This window comes from Devosia sp. (assembly GCF_024707125.1).
Taxonomy (GTDB): domain Bacteria; phylum Pseudomonadota; class Alphaproteobacteria; order Rhizobiales; family Devosiaceae; genus Devosia.
Window position 1 is genome coordinate 93,723 of record NZ_JANQAH010000009.1, and the last position, 17,941, is coordinate 111,663.

Sequence of the window (17,941 nt, forward strand, 5' to 3'; positions counted from 1 at the left end):
GATGCGCCGTGGCTGGTTCCTCCCCATCGCAGCGGCCCTCGGGTTCTCGTTCCTTTACGCGCCCATCGTTTCGCTCGTTATCTTCTCCTTTAACGAGAGTCGTCTCGTTACCGTCTGGTCGGGCTTTTCGACCAAGTGGTATGGCGAATTGTTCCGCGATCCGCAGATGCTGGGCGCTGCCTGGCTGAGCCTGCAGATCGCCGCCATCGCCGCGACCATTGCCCTGGTCCTCGGGACACTTGCCGCCGTGGCCCTCGTGCGCTTCCGGCGCTTCAAGGGCCGCACGCTGTTTTCTGGCATGGTTTCGGCCCCGCTCGTCATGCCCGACGTGATCACCGGCCTTTCCCTGCTGCTGCTCTTTGTCGCGATGGAAGGGTTTTGGGCTGGCCGCGCGGCCGCGGCATGCTGACCATCGTCATCGCCCACGCCACCTTCTGCACCGCCTATGTCTGCGTCGTGGTGCAATCGCGCCTCTCCGACTTTGATCGCAGCCTCGAAGAAGCGGCCATGGACCTTGGCGCGAGCCCGGTCCGCACCTTTTTCGATATCACCCTGCCGATCATTGCCCCGGCCCTGGTTTCGGGCTGGCTGCTGGGCTTTACGCTCTCGCTCGACGATCTCGTTATCGCCAGCTTCGTCTCGGGGCCGGGTTCGTCGACGCTGCCTATGGTGATTTTCTCAAAGGTGCGTCTCGGCGTGTCGCCTGACGTCAATGCGCTGGCGACCATCATCATCGGTCTCGTGGCAACGGGTGTGCTCATTGCCACCATCATCCAGCTGCGCTCGAAGCCCAAAAAGGCCAAGGCATAAGACCTTTTGGGCGGGGCCAAGGCGCCGCCCAGCACCAGTATCCGCGCTGCCTGGCGGCGCACGGTCGCGACGCCCTTTGGGCGCACGGTGAAAAGCGGCTTTCGCCCCGAAAATTGGTAGTAAAAAAGAGGCGAAAGCCGCTTCCCACGATCGGGATTTCTTGCGCATGCCTCGAGCGGCCCCCTTTTGGGGTTTTGCGGTCCAGATCGCCGTCGGAAGCATCACGCGATGCAACGGGGGCTCACTGCCGCTTGGCCGGTGGTCGGCATCCACGCATCCGCCTGAGCGACCTCAAGCAGCCCGTCTTCCCACCCGGCACTTCGTCGGTACCGCGTGTTGCGGTGGGAACGGGGAGATCATGGCACGATTTTTCGTCGCGGGGATAAGATGGATAGATCAGGACGCTGGCTGGTGCACCAGCCAGCCATCCTCGCGCGGACCATCCGGATCGCTATGGGCGCGCCGGAAGGCGGCAAGGCCTGTCTCTGCATCGTCGAGGGCTCGGTGCAACTGCACCAGTTCGATTTCCGCGCCCGCCGGCAGGCGGAGCAATGCCCTGCCCCCAGGCTCGCGCGAGATCAGGCGATAGATATCGGCCATGAGCCGCCGGACTGCGACTGCCATGAGCCCGGCGACCGGACCAGTATCCGGACGCAAGGACAGCTCGAACCGCAAATCTTCGAGCGTTTCGATGAGGCACTGGTGTTCAGAGACCTGATGGCCGGGAATGGCACTTTTGTGAATGAGGCGGGTGGTGCTGGACATCTCTTGGAATCCCCTGTTTGAGGGGGAGTGTGCGGCCGGCAGTCGGGGGCGGGGATAAACTTGGGTTTGTGATGCAACACCGGAACGGGCGCGAAGCCCGTGAAGGTTTTGTGACTAGACAGGTCCGGCGAACGGGCGCAAGCTTCCCTCATGTTCAACCAACGAGAAGGAGGTGTTCCAGTGTCTTTTGAGAATTTGGTGCTCGAAGAAAGTCTGGGAAATGTGGTGATGCGCGGAGGTTGCTCCAGCTAAACCACGACCTCCCGGGCCTCTCGAGGCCTGTGACTCAGGGAAGGGCTGCTCCAGGCGAGCGGCCCTTTTCCTTTTGGGCAGCGCCGTTTAACGGCAACTTTTCGGGCCAGGGGACGCGACAGGCGCAAGCAAGGCTTGACGGAAATGCTGGAGCCATTGATACCGCTGGCTGCATCTTTCTCCGGAGGCCCGCCTTGTCCTCGGCCAATTTCGTCCTGACCCTCTCCTGCACCGACCGTCCCGGCATTGTTGCCGCCGTGACCACGGAGCTGGCGGCGCTCAACGCCAATATCGCGGAATCCAACCAGTTCTGGGACAAGGAAACCGGTCGCTTCTTCATGCGCCTCGCCTTCACCGCGCCCGAGGGCGTGGGCCGGGAGAAAATCGAAAAGGCGCTGAAGTCGCCGATCGAGCGCTTTGACATGAAGACCGCGCTCAGCGATGAAAGCCGCCGCAAGCAAATCGTTATCCTGGTCTCAAAATTCGACCACACGCTGCTGCATCTGCTTTACCAGATCCGCGTCGGCTGGCTCGACGCAGAAGTCGCGGCGGTGATTTCCAACCACGAAGACGCCCGCAAGATTGCCGAGGACGCCGGCATCCCCTTCCACTACCTGCCGGTGACCAAGGACACCAAGGCGGCGCAGGAAGCCCAGGTGCTCGATATCGTCAAGGCGGTCGGCGCTGACCTCGTTGTGCTCGCCCGCTATATGCAGGTGCTGTCGGACAATCTTTCGACGCGCCTTTTCGGCCAGGTGATCAATATTCACCACTCATTCCTGCCCAGTTTCAAGGGCGCAAAACCCTATCATCAGGCGCATGAGCGCGGTGTCAAGATCATCGGCGCGACGGCGCATTATGTGACGCCCGACCTCGACGAAGGTCCGATCATCGAGCAGGAAACGGCGCGCGTGACCCATGCGCTGAGCCCGGACGATCTCGTCGCCGCCGGCCGCGACATCGAAAGCCGCGTGCTGGCGCGGGCGGTAAAGCTGCACCTGGAAAGCCGGGTCATGCTCAACGGCAAGAAGACGGTGGTTTTCGGATAAGGGTTCTCCCCCTGCTCAGCAGACCGTCACCCTCGGGCTCGACCCGAGGGTGACGCGTTGTGGGCGACATCATGGGCGAAGGACCAAAAATACTCAGGCGACTTCGTCTATCGGCAGGTCTTCGAGATTGAGCGAGTCGGCCAGGCTCGTGCTGTCGAGCACGGCGCGGGTGGCGAGGGTCACCCGCTCGAAGACGTGGCGGATTTCGCAGGAACTCTCGTCCTTGCAGTCTTCGCATTTGCGATAGGCGATTTTTGAGAGACACGGCAAAGGCGCGATCGGCCCGTCGATCAGGCGCAGCACTTCGCCATACATGATCTCTTCAGGCGCCTTGACCAGCTCATAGCCACCCATGCGGCCGCGGCGGCTGGAAACGAGGCCGGCGCGTTTGAGTTCGAGCAGGATCTGTTCGAGGAACTTTTTCGGGATCGCCTGGTCGCGGGAAATCTCGCCGATCATGCGGCTTTCGCCACGGCCGGCCCGGGCCAGGGCCACAAGGGCCCTCAACGCATATTTGGCCTTTTGCGACATCATGGCCCGGCCTACTCCCTCGGCTCCGGCTTGACCACCGGTACATCCGGTTCGGTTTCCTTGGCCTCTTCGGCCACCTGCCCGGATGTATCTTCGTCGGCTTCGACCGGCTCCGCAACAAGTGCCTCATCGACCGTCTCGGCATCGTCAGCAGGCTCTGCGATATCGTCCGCCACGATCGCTTCGGTTTCAGCCACGGCGGGCCCTTCTTCGGACTTTGTCTCCGGCGGCAGGACGATGACCTCGTCGATGGCCGGTGGGGCCTCACCGATGGACGGGGTATCCTCTGCCCTGGTTTCCACCTCTACCTCGCCTTCGCTCGGTTCAAGCACGACCAGCTCTGCGGGTGGAATTTCTGCCGCCTCGGGCTCCGGCGCAGGCGGGGGCAATTCGATGACTGCGGATGCCTCGACGACCGGGATCGCTTCGATGGGCTCGACCGGCGCTTCGGGCTCCACGGGGGCTTCGGGTTCTACGGGTGTCTCGGCCGCAACGACCGGCATAGGAATGACCGGCTCCGCCACGGCGACAATGGCCGCGGCCTGGGCCAGGATATTTTCGCTCGGCGGCAGCGGACCGGCAGGCTCCGCGGGCTTGGCCGAAGCCTCGTCGCGCAAAAGGTCCAAAATGCCCTTGCCAATTTCGCGCTCACCGCGAATGACGATGGAAGCGCCAAGGCCGCGAAGAAAGTCTTCTTCTTCTTCCGAATAGGCGCGGGCGATGATGCTGATCTCGGGGTTGAGCTTTCGGCCGCTCTCGCAGACCGTGCCTGCCTCAAAGGCGTTGGAAATGGCCACCAGCAGGTTTTTCGCCCCACCGAGATTGGCGAGTTTCAGCGTCTTCTGGCTCGCCGCATTGCCATAGATGACCTCGAGCCCGGCGACGCGCGCGGCAGCGACGTCATGATCGGAATCCTCGATCACGACGATATCGCGGCCGGCAGCCTTGAGGCCATCGGCCACGATGCGTCCGACCTGGCCATAGCCGACGAGAACCGTGTGGCCGGTAAGCGTCAGCGGCTCGACGACATCGTCATCCGCTCCCGGTGCCCCACGCTCGATAGCGGCATCGCGCGGAATATCGGTGGTGGCCGGGCCCATCGAGGCGGCAGAAAGCTCGCCCGGCTCGACGCGGGTTTCGGGCGTGGCGGCAGCGGCGCGGCCACCAAAGCGGGCTTCGACGCGCGGGCGCAAAAATTCGAGGATGAAGAAGACGATGGGGTTGAGGACGATGGAGATCAGCGCGCCGGCAAGGATCAGGTCCTGGCCCTCCTCGGGCAGGATGGCGAGGCTGACGCCCATGCTGGCGAGGATGAAGGAGAACTCGCCGATCTGCGCCAGGCTCGCCGAAATGGTCAGCGCCGTACCGGCCGGACGACGGAACAGTAGCACGATGCCGAAGGCGGCGAGCGATTTGCCGACGACGATGATGAAGACCGTGCCCAGCACCGGCAAGGGATCGGTGAGGATGATCGAAGGGTCGAACAGCATGCCGACCGAGACGAAGAACAGCACCGCGAAAGCGTCGCGCAGCGGTAGTGTTTCATTGGCGGCACGATGGCTGAGTTCGCTTTCGGAGAGGATCATGCCGGCAAAGAAGGCGCCGAGCGCCAGGGACACGCCGAAGAGCACCGAAGAGCCCAAAGCCACGCCCAGCGCGATGGAGAGCACGGCCAGGCGGAACAGCTCGCGGCTACCGGTATGGGCGGTGAAATGCAGCGCCCAGGGGATGACGCGGCGGCCGACGATCAGCATGAAACCGACAAAGGCGGCGATCTTGATCAGGGTGATGGCGAGGACGCCCCAGATACCGACATCGGCATTGAGAATACGTTCGACGAAGGACACGAAGGGATCGTGAAGCCCGGTATCGGTGCCATTGAGCCCGGCAAAGGCGGGGATCAGCACCAGGGCCAGCACCATGGCGAGGTCTTCGACGATGAGCCAGCCGACAGCGATGCGCCCGCGCTCGCTTTCGATCAGGCGCCGGTCCTGCAGGGCTTTCAACAGCACGACCGTCGAGGCAACTGAGAGCGCCAGACCAAAGAGCAGCGACCCACCAAGATCCCAGCCGAGCATCAGCCCAAGGCCGGCGCCCAGCGCCGTCGCCACTGCGATCTGGGCGATGGCGCCCGGAATGGCGAGGGCCCGAACGCTCATCAGATCCTTGAGCGAGAAGTGCAAACCCACGCCGAACATGAGGAGGATAACGCCGAGTTCGGCCAGCTCCGCGCCCAGCGCCTGATCGGCGACGAAACCGGGCGTATAGGGGCCGGCGAGAACACCGGCAAAGAGATAACCGACGAGGGGCGGCAAGCGCAGCTTATTGGCCAGCATGCCAAAGATATAGGCCAGCACCAAACCCGCGACGATCGTGGTGATCAGGGGGGTCTCGTGGGGCATGGACGGTCCTCATTTCTAGGGCAATCTCGATAACGATGATGGGGTATCACCGTGTCAGGCGCAAGAAGCAAAGACCCCGAAAGATCAATCCCTTGGCCGCGCCTGATGAGAAACTCTAGAGAGAGGGCAAACTTGGCTGAACTGTGACTTCAGCTGATGATGGTGATGCGCTCAGCAGCACGGGTAATGCCGGTATAGAGCCAGCGCGCCCGCTCCTCGCGAAAAACAAAACTCTCGTCGAAAAGATAGACATTGTCCCACTGGCTGCCCTGCGCCTTGTGCACCGTGAGGCAATAGCCAAAGGTGAACTCGTCGAACTGGCGTCGCTCGGTCCAGGCCATGCTTTCCTCTTCGCCCGAGAAGAAGGCCTTGTGCGTAAGCACCTTGGCTTCGCCCTTGCCTTCGTCGTCGGCCAGCACCAGGGACCACTTGCCATTCGAGCGCCGCGTTGCGTCGGTGACGATCCAGATCTGGCCGTTGAGGAGGCGCTTTCTGGGATTGTTGCGGAGGCACACCATGCGGTCGCCTATGACTGGCTCGTGGAAGGGCAGGCCCTTCAGCTCGCGCAAACGGTCATTGTAGGTGAGGCGCGTCTTGTTGCGGCCGACCAGTACCTGATCGGCTTCGAGCACGGCATCGCGGTCAACCTTGTCGCGGCCGACGACAATGCTTTCGCCATAGCGGCCATGTTCGAGAAAGCCGCCTTCGCGCACGGCCATGGAGAGCTGGATGATCGGATTATCGGCCGCCTGGCGGTGAATTTCGGTGAGCATGACATCGGGCTCTTCGGTGGTGAAGAAACCCGCGCCCTGCACCGGCGGTAGCTGGAATGGATCGCCGAGCACCAGGACTTTTACGCCGAAGGAGAGGAGATCGGCGCCCAATTGCTCGTCGACCATGGAAACTTCATCGATGACGATGAGATCGGCATCGGCCGCCGGGCTTTCAGGATCGAGCACGAAGCGCGGCTCGCCTTCCTTCTCGGACACCAGTGTATAGATCAGCGAGTGGATGGTCTGCGCGCCCTTGCAGCCGCGCTTTCGCATGACGAGCGCGGCCTTGCCGGTAAAGGCGGCATATTTGACCGAGCGGATATCCTGCGCCAGATGCACGGCAAGCGTCGACTTGCCGGTGCCGGCCCAGCCGAACAGGCGGAAGACCTGCGGACCATTCTTGTCCTTGAGCCACTTGGACACGGCAATCAGCGCCGCGTCCTGCTGTCCCGACCAGACCGGTGTCGTCATCAGTCGATCACCGTCCTGACAGTCCCAACACCCTCGATCCGCCCCTCGATCACGTCTCCTGATACAACCGCAGCAACCCCGGCCGGCGTGCCGGTCATGATGATGTCACCCGCCTTGAGGGTTACGAATTGGCTGAGATAGGCGATGGTTTCGGCAACGCTCCAGATCTGGTCGCCGAGATCGCCGCTTTGCCGTTCGGCACCATTGACCGAGAGCGAGATTTTGCCCGATTGCGGATGGCCGATGGCGCTGGCCGGCTCGATCGTGCCGATGGGGGCGGACTGGTCAAAACCCTTGGCCATTTCCCATGGGCGGCCGGCCTTCTTGGCAATCGCCTGAAGATCGCGCCGGGTCATGTCGAGGCCGCAGGCATAACCATAGACGTGGTCGAGCGCATTCTCGACTGTGATGTCAGCGCCGTCCTTGCCGATGGCGACCACCAGCTCCACCTCGTGATGGAAATCCTCGGTCTGGGGTGGATAGGGAATGGCAGCGCCACCGACCACGACCGCATCTGCGGGCTTGGCAAAGAAGAACGGCGGATCGCGCACATCATTGCCCATTTCCTTGATGTGCTCGGCATAATTGCGGCCCACGCAATAGACCCGGCGCACGGCAAAGAGCCCGCCGCGGGCGATGGGAATGGACACAGGCGCATGCGGCTCGAACAGAAAATCAGCCACGCGAAAACTCCTCGGCATAGGGTCCGATCAGGTCGAGATCGACAGGGCTCAACCGGTCCTGTGCACTAAACGACTGGTGCCAATATGGATAGAGCAGCGGCGGGCGGCTGACATCGTCAAGACGCTTCCGCTCCTCGGCTGTGAGCTTGAAACTGGCGGCCGCGATATTGTCGCGGAACTGGCTTTCGTTGCGCCCGCCAATGATGACGGAGGTGACGCCCGGCCGACCGAGCAGCCAGGAGAGCGCCACCTGCGCGCCGGACACGCCGCGCGCTTCGGCAATGGCCACGAGCGTATCGATGACCGAATAGAGCTTTTCCCAATCATAGACCGGCGGCTCGCGGAAACCGCCGACATGGCGGCCGCTCTCGGGCTCACTATCCCTGCGATACTTTCCGGACAGCAGCCCGCCGGCCAGCGGCGACCAGACGAGAATACCAAGGCCCTGATCCTGCGAAACCGGCACGAGTTCGTATTCGGCGTCGCGGCTATGCAGCGAATAATGGATCTGCTGGGAAACGAAACGCTGGCCACCGCGCTTTTCTGCGGCCATCAGCGCCTTCATCATGTGCCAGCCCGAATAGTTGGAACAGCCGATATAGCGCACATGACCATGACGAACGAGCGTATCGAGCGCCTCCATCGTCTCTTCGATGGGCGTTTTGCCGTCCCATTCATGCACCTGATAGAGGTCGATCACGTCGGTCTTGAGGCGTTTCAAACTCGCCTTGCACTGCTCGATGATGTGATGGCGGGAGAGGCCGATGTCGTTGGGCCCATCGCCCATCTTGAAGCGGACCTTCGTCGCGATCAGCGCTTTCTGGCGGCGGCCGTTTTCCTTGAGCACATCGCCCAGAATTTCTTCCGACACACCGGCATTGTAGACATTGGCGGTGTCATAGAGGTTGATGCCGGCTTCGAGGCAGAGGTCGACCTGCCGCGCCGCATCGGAGGGGCTGGTATTGCCGATCTTCTCGCTGCCGCCAAAAGTCATGGTTCCCATGGTGAGGACCGAGACTTTGAGGCCCGAGCGTCCGAGATAGCGATATTCCATCGGCATTCCTCCTTTGTTCTCGGTCAACAGGGCTAAAGAATTGCGGGAGTCGGGTCAATCTTGCTCTGCGCGATTTGCCTTGTCTCGCGCGCGCCGAAACGGCTAAGCAGCAGCATCAAACGGGGGCCAGACACCATGCCAAATGCAGCAGAGGACGTCCTTGCCACCTGCCATTGTGGTGCCGTCTCGATCCGACTGCCCAAGGCGCCCGCCGAAATCACCCACTGCAATTGCAGCCTCTGCCGGCGCTATGGCGTGCTCTGGGCCTATTATGCCATTGCCGAAGTGATGATCGAAACCAAGATCCCGACCGACACCTATGCCTGGGGCGGCAAGAACGTCGATTTCCACCGCTGCTCTGGCTGCGGCTGTGTCACCCATTGGTATCCGCGCAAGGCCGGCCGGGAAAACCTCGGTATCAATGCGCGGCTGCTCGATCCAAAACTCCTCGCGGCGGCCAATGTGCGCTACAAGGATTCGGCTGATACCGGGCTCTTCCATTGACTAAGCCTATTTCCTGAAAGCCTTTCGCCGTGCGGCCCCAATCCATTCTTGTTCCTGTTCTTCTCGTCGCTCTCGGCATGGTCTTTACCCAGACCGGCGCGAGCTTTGCCAAAATGCTGTTTCCGCTGGTCGGCGCCAATGGCGCGACGGCGCTGCGCCTGACCCTTGCGGCGATTGTGCTGGTCATCGTCTTCCGGCCTTGGCGCTACAAGCTGGGCCGCGCGCAATGGCGGGCCGTGCTGCTTTATGGCGCGGTCATGGGCGCCATGAATCTCTTCTTTTATGCCGCGCTCGAGCACATTCCCCTCGGGATCGCCGTGGCGCTCGAATTCACCGGCCCCCTGGCCGTGGCGCTGTTCGGCGCGCGAAAACCACTCGATTTCGTCTGGATTGCCCTCGCCGTCTGCGGCTTTGCCATGCTGCTGCCCTGGACCGGTTTTGCCGGCGATATTTCTCCGCTGGGCATTGGCCTCGCCCTCTGCGCCGGCGCCTGCTGGGCAGGCTATATCATTTTTGGCCAGAAGGCCGGCACAGGCGGCGGCGCCCATATCGCGGCGCTCGGCGTCGCCACCGCCGCTCTTCTCGCCCTGCCCTTCGGCCTTGCCAGCGCCGGCCCGGCTCTGTTCGATCCGGCGATCCTGCCGTTGGGCCTTGCGGTTGCCCTGCTTTCAAGCGCCATTCCCTACGCGCTCGACATGGTCGCCCTGCCCCACATTCCGGCGCGGCTCTTCGGCATTTTGATGAGCGGCCAGCCGGCATTGGCAGCGCTGTCCGGCCTTGTCATCCTGGGCGAAAAACTGACGCCAGGACAGGTCGCAGGCATGGCGGCTATCATCATCGCCTCGATTGGCGCGACCGCGACCATTGCCCGGCCGGTGCAGGAACCGCAGCCCTAAAGACTGGATTTTCGTCTCGCGATGGGCATAGTGCGTCCCTCGGGGAGAGGAAGGTGCAACATGCTCTACGCCGTATTGTGCTATAATGACGAGAAGGCCGTTTCCACCTGGACCAAGGAAGAAGACGCCGCCTGTATGGTCAGGCTCGGCAAGGTTCAGGACGAATTGCGCGACGAGGGCCGGCTCGGCCCGGTCGTGCGCCTGCAAAACACCACCGAGGCCAAGACGCTGCGCAAGGCCAATGGCGAACACGTGGTCTTTGACGGCCCCTTTGCCGAAACCAAGGAACAGTTTCTGGGCTTTTACGTCGCCGATGTCGACACGATCGACGAAGCGGTAGAATTCGCCAAGAAACTGGCGGTCGCCAACCCGGGCCTCGGCTCCTACGAAATCCGCCCGCTCCGCATCTATCTGCCGAGCGCCTTGCAGAATGACACGGTCATCGCCGAGCCGGCCGAATAGGCAGACCCCCTACGCAACAAGCAAGGGCGGCAGGTGCAGATAGCGCGTCGCCACCCGCTTTCTTTCGATGTCGGCCCAGACAGCTTCGAGCTGGGCATGGGTCAATCCGGCCGCAGCGGCGACTTCGGCGGCCGGCAGACCGTGATTGAGGCCATAAAGGCAAAGGTCCATGCGGTCATAGGGCAAGGAGAAGTAAAACTCCTCCTGGCTCTGCGCCATTGACCAGGTATCGGTAGTCGGCGGCCGCCGGCAGATCGTTTCAGGCACGCCGAGATGTCGCGCCAGCTGGTAAACCTGCGATTTATAGAGATGGGCGATGGGCTTGAGGTCGGCCGCCCCATCGCCGTTCTTCACAAAGAATCCTTGATCGTATTCGAGCCGGTTCGGCGTGCCGATGACGGCGAAATTGAGCCGGTCGGCATGAAAATACTCGAGCTGCTTGCGCGTGCGCTGCTTCATATTGGTCGCAGCAATGATGCCCTGATAGACCTCGGCCGTCAGCCGGATTTTTTGCTGTTCGCCGCCCGGTGGCTGCACCACGAGCGAAGAGACGGCGAGGCCCAGGCCTTCGAGGGGATTGGCGATAACCACCTTGCACACCCAGCCCACGCCATAGCCCGGCACCAGCTGGCGAATGAAGGCATCACGCCTCTCGTAGCAGCCCATGGCTGAAAGGGCCGGGCCGATATCTTCGATCTCGGCGGCAAAGCCAAAAGTTCCAGCGACCGATTGGCCGAGCGCCAGGCTTTCCGGGTCGGAATCATTTTCCGGCATATAGAGCCCAAAGACGCGCTCGGCACCCACGGCCCGAACGGCAAGGGCGGCGCAGACGCTTGAATCGATGCCACCGGAAAGGCCGAGCACGAGGCCGCGGCGCTTGAGGTCGGCGCGCAGCAGTCGGCGCATTTCCGTGACGATGCGCTCGACCTCTGCCTCCGCATCGAGGACCAGCGTCGCAGCAGAAAATCGGCTCATCAACTCTTCTCCAGGCTTTCCGCGGCGAGACGCCGGCTTACCTTGCCCGTATCAGTCTTGGGCAGGCTATCGCGGAATTCTACGGATTTGGGCACCATGAAATCTTCAAGGTGCTGGGCACAGTGGCGAATGACCTCGCGCTCGGAGAGCGCGGGGTTGCCCCGCACCACAATGGCGTGGATGGCGTGGCCCAGAACCGGATCGGGTTTGCCCACGACCACGGCCTCGACAATGCCCGGACAGGCGCTGAGCACGGCCTCGACTTCCTTGGGCGCGACTTTTTCACCGCGCGTCTTGATGATGTCATCGCTGCGGCCGACAAAATACAAAAAGCCCTCGGCATCGGCATAGAACAGATCGCCGGTGTAAAGCACCTTTTCCCAGGGTTTGGGGCCGGGGCGCAGCGCCTTGGCGGTGGCCTCGGGATTTTCCCAATAGCCTTGCATGACATGCGGCCCGCGAATGACCAATTGGCCCACAATGCCCGGCGGCACTTGTTGGCCCATATCGTCGACGACAAAGGCCTCGGTATTGGGAATGGCGATGCCCACCGAACCCGGCCGATCATCGAGCCGACTGGGCGGCAGATAGGTGCAGCGCTTGCACTCGGTCAGGCCATACATCGAAAAAATGGTCGTGCCCGGCAGGAGCATGCGCAGGCGCTCGATATGGGCTGGCGGCAGAGCCGCGGCCGTATTGGTGACATAGCGCAGGTCCGGAAAGCTGCCCGGCTCCAAGTCCTTCATATTGAGGATCATCGCCGCCATGGTGGGCACCAGGGGCAGGCCGGTCACCCGCTCGCGCCGCATGGTTTCAAATATGGCCGCGGGAAAGGCGAATGACTTTTCCAGCACCAGCGTCGCGCCGACTTTTACCGCCATCAAGAGTTGATAGAGCCCATAATCGAAGGCCAGCGGCAGAACGTTGAGAATGATGTCGTCGGCAGTGTTTTCGAGATAGGTGGTGATCGACCCGGCCGCGGCCTCGATATTGCGGTGCGACATCATCACGCCCTTGGGGCGGCCAGTCGAACCGGAGGTATAGATCAGCATGGCCAGATCGCTATCGATCCCACCATGCGCGACAGGTGGGAACACTCCCTCCAGCAGTTCTGTCAGCAAAACCGCTCCCGGAAGCATGATCGGCTGACCGGCGCTGACGATCAAAGATAGGGGCGCTCCGTCTGCCTGGGCTTCGACGACAACCTGGGCGAAACGCGAATGGGTAATGATGGTGCGCGCCTGACAATTGGCGGCTATGAAGGCCAGTTTGTCCGACTTGGTCGAGGGATTGATGGGGCTGAAGGTGGCGCCAGCCTTGAGCACGCCGAAAATGGCGACAGCGGCCTCCCAGCTATTGTCGAGCAGGATCAGCACGCGATCGTCGCGGCGCACGCCGTGGGCGGCGAGCCCGGCGGCAAGCCGGTCGCTCAAACCATCGAGCTCTGCAAAGGTCAGGCGCTTTTCTCCCGCCACAAGGGCAGTTTTTTCGGAGAAGCGCCCAGCGCTATCAGACAGAAAACTCTCGACCCGCATCGGCACACCTATCCGTCAGGCAGCCGCGCTTTGCTGTTTGCCCACGACATAGGCAGCAATCGCACCAATACTGTCGAGATTGGCCGGCACGATCTCGCTATCGGCAACCTTGATGCCAAACGTCTGCTCGAGGAACATGACGAGCTCGAGGACACCGGTGGAATCCACATAGCCATTGTCGATCAGCGAGGTCGCGTCCTCGATCACCTGGCTCGTATCGCCGAACAGGAAATTCTCGACGATGAAATTGCGGATATTGGTCTTGATAGCGTCAGTCATACAGTAGTCTCCCAAAATTGGTGTCATTCCGCGGCGACGGCGGTCGCACTACTCGTTCGGGTAAAAGTCTGGTGCCAGATTTGCGTCGAGAGGACACCAATATAGGCAGTGTTGTCCCGAAAACCGTCGACGCCACTGGCTCCGGCCTTGGCAACGAGCTTGGCCACGGCCTGGGGATTGAAGAGGCCGGTGGCAGCGATGCTTGCGGGTGCCAGCATGTCAGCCACATAGGCGGGCGCATCAGCAGCCGCAAAAGCCTGACTGTCAGGCGCGCGGTAGGGCTGCTTGGTCCGTGTCGCAATGCTTTGCGGCAAGAGATCGCGGGTAGCACGACGCAGGATGTGTTTTTCCGTCAGCCCCTTGAGAGAGAGGCGCGGCGGCAGGCACGAGGCCAGCTCAATGAGCCGGTAGTCGAGGAATGGGAAGCGCCCCTCGATGCCATGAGCCATCGCCATCCGGTCGCCCTGGGATGAGAGGATATAGCCTGGCAGGAGAAAGCGGCTTTCAAGATATTGCGCCTGATGCTGCGGATGCCAGCGCCCAAAGCGTTCGGGTAACATGTCGGCCATGATCCCGGCTGCATCATAGCCCTGCAGCTGGGCGCGCAGGTCACCCGAGAAAAACACCTTGGCCGCGGAGGTCGAGCGGAAACGCGGTCGGTGGGAGGCCAGCGGATCGTGCAACAGATCCGGCGTCACCCCGAAAAAGGCCGTGAGGTATTCCGCCGATTGCCCCTGCAGGTTCGGCAAATAGGGATAAAGACGCTTGAAGAGAAGCGGCCGGCTTGTCGAGCCCGGCTGGCGGGCAGCGAAGCGCCGGACCTTGTCTTCCTTGAAAAGATCGTAGCCGGCAAAAACCTCGTCGGCGCCCTCGCCGGTAAGAACCACCTTGATGCCGTTCCGTCGCACGAGATCGGATAGCAGGAAGAGCGGTGCCGGCGCCGTTCTGACAATGGGACGCTCGGTATGCGCGATGACCTGCGGAAAAATCGCAGCGATATCGCCATTCCGGCAGGTCACGGCAGCGTGGTTCGTGCCCAACGCCTCCGCCATGATGCGCTGAAAGCCGGTTTCATCGTGTTCCACGCTTTCGAAGCCGACCGAGAAGGTCGAGAGCTGCTTCGGCGTGTGCCGCACGGCCAGCGCTGTCGTAATCGAGGAATCGAGCCCGCCCGAAAGATAGGCGCCAACCGGTACATCGGCGCGCATGCGGATGCGAGTGGCATCATCGAGGAGAGCGAGGACTTCCTCGGCCAATTCGTCCTCGGAGCGCGGATCATAGCCATCGACAGCATCGGGAAAATCGAAATCCCAATAGCGCGAGATCTTTGCGACGCCGTCCCGAACGATCATAAAGTGACCGGGCGGCAATTCCAGGATGTCCTTAAAGCCGGTACGGGGGGCAATCGGCGCCCAAAGGGTAAAAATCTCGTCGAGCGCGAAGGGGTCGATTTCCGCTTCGATCCCCGGAACCGTCAGGAGTGCCTTGATTTCGGAGGCGAAGTAGAAGCCGCCGCCTTGCATGGCGTAAAAGAGCGGACGCACCCCGACACGATCGCGGGCCAGAAGCATTTGCCGCTTTCGGCCATCCCAGAGCGCGAAGGCGAAATCGCCATTCAGCTTGCCGAGGGCAGCCTCGCCCATTTCCTCGTAGAGATGAAGTATGACCTCGGTATCGCTACCGGTGCGGAAGCGTCGCCCCCTGGCTTCGAGGTCGCGCCGTAGTTCGACAAAATTGAAAATCTCGCCATTGTAGACGAGCACCAGATCACCCTGCACGGAAAGCATGGGCTGCTGCCCATCGGCAAGCCCGACGATCGAGAGTCGCCGGTGACCCAGCCCGACACCCGGCGCCAACCAGATCCCATCGGCATCGGGTCCCCGATGCGCAATGGCACCGGTCATGGCGCGCAACAATTCGCGCCCCTGACCTGGCTCCGATCCTGCTAAACTATATCCGACAAGGCCGCACACAAAATGCCTCGCAACGCTGACATGAGGCCAACATAGCGCCTAAACCCCTCAGCCCGCTAATTAACGTTCCGAACGGCACGCCACTATCTGGATTTATCATTAACGGATGTCAGGCAGGTCGACCGGCATCGGCACTACTGTTCAAAGGCTTTGCCCACCGCCTTGTCACGCCAACCGCGCAGAATAACCCATTTGAGTGGACGAATTTTCTGCCACAGCGAGGTGGCAACCAGCCGCTCGCGAAGGCCCCGCCAGAGCAAGGACAACCTGCCCCGCAATGTCTGAGCTTCCACCATCATGGACAGCGGAATCGTCACATCGCAGACCGACTGCTTCCAAGCCTCGTTGCCAATGCCAAGATCGAGGCACACGAAGCCGGTCGCATTAAGGTGCTGCAACAACAGATAATGCAGGACACGGCCAGGCGAATATTTTGACCATTCGCCGGACTCGTTGCCAATGAACAGGCCGTAATAGTGGCCGCCATGCACCAAGCCCCAGTAGGTTGCCAGCATCTTGCCATCGAGCACGAGAGCCGACAGATGCAAGGCTCCGGCCCTCGCCATGATCTCCGTCCCCAAGGTGAAAAAGGCACGCTTTTCCGGGTGTTCGTCAAAGCCCGGAACACGGGTCTCTTCAAAGCGCCGCTGCTTTTGGGCCAGAAGGGTTTCAAGCATTTGGCCCCTCTGCTCCGCCGTCTGGGCAATCACCAGGTCGCAGGCCCCCAAACGTTGCAATGCCCTGGTACGGTTGCGCAGGTTCTTGACGCCCTGAAGCTGCTTTTCGACCTCTGGCCATGGACGGCCGAGCTGGGTGAGATGGCAGGATTCGGGGTTGATCCTGTCTGCCAATAGGTAAAGCGGATTGATCAGAGAGCCCACCTTTTCCGGCATTTTGTCGAGTAGAACCAGATCGAAGGCCGGCAGAAGAGCTGTGATTTCCGTCCAAAGGCGCCGCGCTCCGGCGATGGTCCAGGCATGCTCGACCGGAAAGAGGACGGGGGCGTTATAGTCTGCGGCGCCCAAATCGGCGAATCCCAATACGCGGCCGCTTCTTGATCGGTGAACGATGAACGGCACCATGAGTACGGGCCGGCCGACAGCATCGCGGACCTCGACCAGGCAAAAGTCAATGTCGTCCGACTGCCCATAGCTGGCCTGCCAGGTCTCGAGAAAGGCTAGAGTCTGAAAGGCGTGACACTGGGCCGTCCCGCTGGCTCCCCGCGGCCAATCGGGCGAAACGTCGGCAGGATCGGAAAACACCTCGATCCGCCAAGAGGAGGCCAGGGAGGCCCCTATTGGGCCGGCGGCAGCATCCTCGCTGCGGACCGTCTGCGAATCCATCATCGGAGCCTATCTCCATTGAGGCGCGTCCAGAATTCTCCAACCAGCCCGCCGATTACGGCGTTGCCGCTCCGTACTGCAGCCAGAACATCAGGGTCGGTTGCCCCGAAAACGCAGCGATAGGCACTCGAAAGGGTTGCGCGGCGATCCAACAGAGCCTCGATCAACCGGGGTTGGGCACGGCCGCCAATGGCCACCGCCCCACGCTCATAGGCATCAAGAAGCAGGACATCGAGCACGGGGCCCGTCATTGCCCGCGTCGAAAGCACATGAAGAACCTGAGCAATGCCATGCACCGGAAGATAGTAAATGTAGGCGCCCACCGACCGTCCCGAGGCGTCTTCGACCACCTGCATGACCGTCTGTCCGAGTTCGCGCTTTTGCCCCGCCTGGGCAAGGAGCGCCTCAATCCCCGCATCGGACCAGAGCGGATGCAAGAGGTCCTCGGCAACCAGTGTCCGAATAGCCGGGATGAGGGTACCGGCATCGGTATCCTTGCGCCTCAGCCCCCTGGGACGGAGAGGCGGCTGCGGCGCCTCGATAACGTCACGCCCGCGTCGGCGCGCCAGACCGGCAGCAACATGATCGAGCCCCCTGACCAGGGGTAGGGTTGGACCAATCAGGCGTAAGCGCCGGCGAAGTCTGAATGTGGCCGCTTCGAGAGGACGCAGAACGCGCATCCAGTCGAGACTGTAGAGCGGAAGCACATCGCCCCCCATGCCGCGCCACAGGGCAACCGAGGTCGCATTGGATCGATCGCTGATCGTGATATCCTGGGGCCCCTGGAAGAAACTGCGGCAAAGCCGCGCTCCGGCCGTGGGATCGGATGCATCGCGTTCGACCGCAAGGGAATTTCCGATAGCCGCACGCAGCGTTCTTCCACCAATGGACATGGACTGAGTAAAGACCCCCATGAACCCAGCAATACGCCCCTTCTCCCGCTCGTAAACGAGCGAATGGATGTCCGAAGCCTTGTCGGGCAGATCGAGCAGAAGCTGGCCGAGGTAGTCGGCCATTTCCGGCGAGGCTTCATCCTCACGGCCCTGAAAGGTACGCACCAGCAAATTCGCCACCTTTGTCAGGTCGCTCCGCTCCAGCGGACGTATCGTGCTCATGGCTCTTCTCGGTAGAAATCCGAAATCAGACGGCTCCAGACTTCTCCGGCAAAGCCTTCGACGGAAATC

The 17,941-nt window shown here is 61.8% G+C and carries 15 protein-coding genes and 2 pseudogenes; 5 read left to right on the forward strand and 12 right to left on the reverse strand.

Features of this window, described 5'->3' with window-relative positions; genetic code table 11:
• Nucleotide 1 precedes the first annotated feature (1 nt).
• Nucleotides 2-810 (forward strand): annotated as a pseudogene (locus NVV77_RS10375) (ABC transporter permease subunit).
• A gap of 396 nt (nucleotides 811-1,206) precedes the next feature.
• Here NVV77_RS10375 and NVV77_RS10380 read toward each other — a convergent pair.
• Complete coding sequence (locus NVV77_RS10380) at nucleotides 1,207-1,575, reverse strand: hypothetical protein (RefSeq protein ID WP_295412723.1); 369 nt, start codon at nucleotides 1,573-1,575, stop codon at nucleotides 1,207-1,209.
• A gap of 446 nt (nucleotides 1,576-2,021) precedes the next feature.
• On the opposite strand from NVV77_RS10380, the gene purU reads away from it, so the two are divergent.
• Complete coding sequence (gene purU, locus NVV77_RS10385; protein ID WP_295412725.1) at nucleotides 2,022-2,876, forward strand: formyltetrahydrofolate deformylase; 855 nt, start codon at nucleotides 2,022-2,024, stop codon at nucleotides 2,874-2,876.
• A 93-nt stretch (nucleotides 2,877-2,969) separates the two neighbouring features.
• On the opposite strand, the gene NVV77_RS10390 is transcribed toward purU, so the two are convergent.
• The 5 genes and pseudogenes from NVV77_RS10390 to NVV77_RS10410 form a co-directional block, all read right to left on the reverse strand.
• Nucleotides 2,970-3,410, reverse strand: coding sequence for an Rrf2 family transcriptional regulator (locus NVV77_RS10390; RefSeq protein ID WP_295412726.1), 441 nt, complete (start codon nucleotides 3,408-3,410; stop codon nucleotides 2,970-2,972).
• A 611-nt stretch (nucleotides 3,411-4,021) separates the two neighbouring features.
• Nucleotides 4,022-5,809, reverse strand: a pseudogene (locus NVV77_RS10395) (cation:proton antiporter); the annotation flags it as partial.
• A 149-nt stretch (nucleotides 5,810-5,958) separates the two neighbouring features.
• Nucleotides 5,959-7,053 carry an AAA family ATPase gene (locus NVV77_RS10400; RefSeq protein ID WP_295412727.1) on the reverse strand — a complete coding sequence of 365 codons (1,095 nt, stop codon included), beginning with the start codon at nucleotides 7,051-7,053 and terminating at the stop codon, nucleotides 5,959-5,961.
• Entirely contained in the window at nucleotides 7,053-7,736 is a 684-nt protein-coding gene (locus NVV77_RS10405; protein WP_295412729.1) for a fumarylacetoacetate hydrolase family protein, read from the reverse strand. Before NVV77_RS10405 ends, NVV77_RS10400 begins: the two co-directional genes overlap by 1 nt.
• Nucleotides 7,729-8,790 carry an aldo/keto reductase gene (locus NVV77_RS10410; protein WP_295412732.1) on the reverse strand — a complete coding sequence of 354 codons (1,062 nt, stop codon included), beginning with the start codon at nucleotides 8,788-8,790 and terminating at the stop codon, nucleotides 7,729-7,731. Before NVV77_RS10410 ends, NVV77_RS10405 begins: the two co-directional genes overlap by 8 nt.
• Nucleotides 8,791-8,925: 135 nt before the next feature.
• Here NVV77_RS10410 and NVV77_RS10415 point away from each other — a divergent pair, with 135 nt between their 5' ends.
• Genes NVV77_RS10415 through NVV77_RS10425 form a run of 3 tightly spaced genes read left to right on the forward strand, consistent with a single transcriptional unit; the run spans nucleotide 8,926 to nucleotide 10,652 of the window.
• A complete protein-coding gene (locus NVV77_RS10415; protein ID WP_295412734.1) occupies nucleotides 8,926-9,294 on the forward strand; it encodes a GFA family protein in 369 nt (122 codons plus the stop codon).
• 29 nt (nucleotides 9,295-9,323) lie between these two features.
• Entirely contained in the window at nucleotides 9,324-10,190 is an 867-nt protein-coding gene (locus NVV77_RS10420) for an EamA family transporter (protein WP_295412738.1), read from the forward strand.
• 60 nt (nucleotides 10,191-10,250) lie between these two features.
• On the forward strand, nucleotides 10,251-10,652 hold the full coding sequence (locus NVV77_RS10425; RefSeq protein ID WP_295412740.1) for a YciI family protein: 402 nt from the start codon (nucleotides 10,251-10,253) through the stop codon (nucleotides 10,650-10,652).
• Between the two features lie 9 nt (nucleotides 10,653-10,661).
• Here the strand turns inward: NVV77_RS10425 and nadE are convergent, their stop codons facing one another.
• The 6 genes from nadE to NVV77_RS10455 form a co-directional block, all read right to left on the reverse strand.
• Nucleotides 10,662-11,627, reverse strand: a complete 966-nt coding sequence (gene nadE / locus NVV77_RS10430) for an NAD(+) synthase (protein WP_295412743.1) — start codon at nucleotides 11,625-11,627, stop codon at nucleotides 10,662-10,664.
• The gene (locus NVV77_RS10435; RefSeq protein ID WP_295412745.1) at nucleotides 11,627-13,162 is read right to left on the reverse strand and encodes a class I adenylate-forming enzyme family protein; all 1,536 of its coding nucleotides are present in this window, start codon (nucleotides 13,160-13,162) and stop codon (nucleotides 11,627-11,629) included. Before NVV77_RS10435 ends, nadE begins: the two co-directional genes overlap by 1 nt.
• 15 nt (nucleotides 13,163-13,177) lie before the next feature.
• The gene (locus NVV77_RS10440) at nucleotides 13,178-13,441 is read right to left on the reverse strand and encodes an acyl carrier protein (protein WP_295412747.1); all 264 of its coding nucleotides are present in this window, start codon (nucleotides 13,439-13,441) and stop codon (nucleotides 13,178-13,180) included.
• Between the two features lie 23 nt (nucleotides 13,442-13,464).
• Nucleotides 13,465-15,414 (reverse strand): asparagine synthase (glutamine-hydrolyzing), encoded by a 1,950-nt coding sequence (asnB, locus tag NVV77_RS10445; RefSeq protein WP_295412750.1) that lies wholly within the window; start codon nucleotides 15,412-15,414, stop codon nucleotides 13,465-13,467.
• Between the two features lie 134 nt (nucleotides 15,415-15,548).
• The gene (locus NVV77_RS10450) at nucleotides 15,549-16,760 is read right to left on the reverse strand and encodes a GNAT family N-acetyltransferase (RefSeq protein WP_295412753.1); all 1,212 of its coding nucleotides are present in this window, start codon (nucleotides 16,758-16,760) and stop codon (nucleotides 15,549-15,551) included.
• Nucleotides 16,757-17,872, reverse strand: coding sequence for a hypothetical protein (locus NVV77_RS10455; protein ID WP_295412755.1), 1,116 nt, complete (start codon nucleotides 17,870-17,872; stop codon nucleotides 16,757-16,759). Before NVV77_RS10455 ends, NVV77_RS10450 begins: the two co-directional genes overlap by 4 nt.
• Nucleotides 17,873-17,941: the final 69 nt, after the last annotated feature.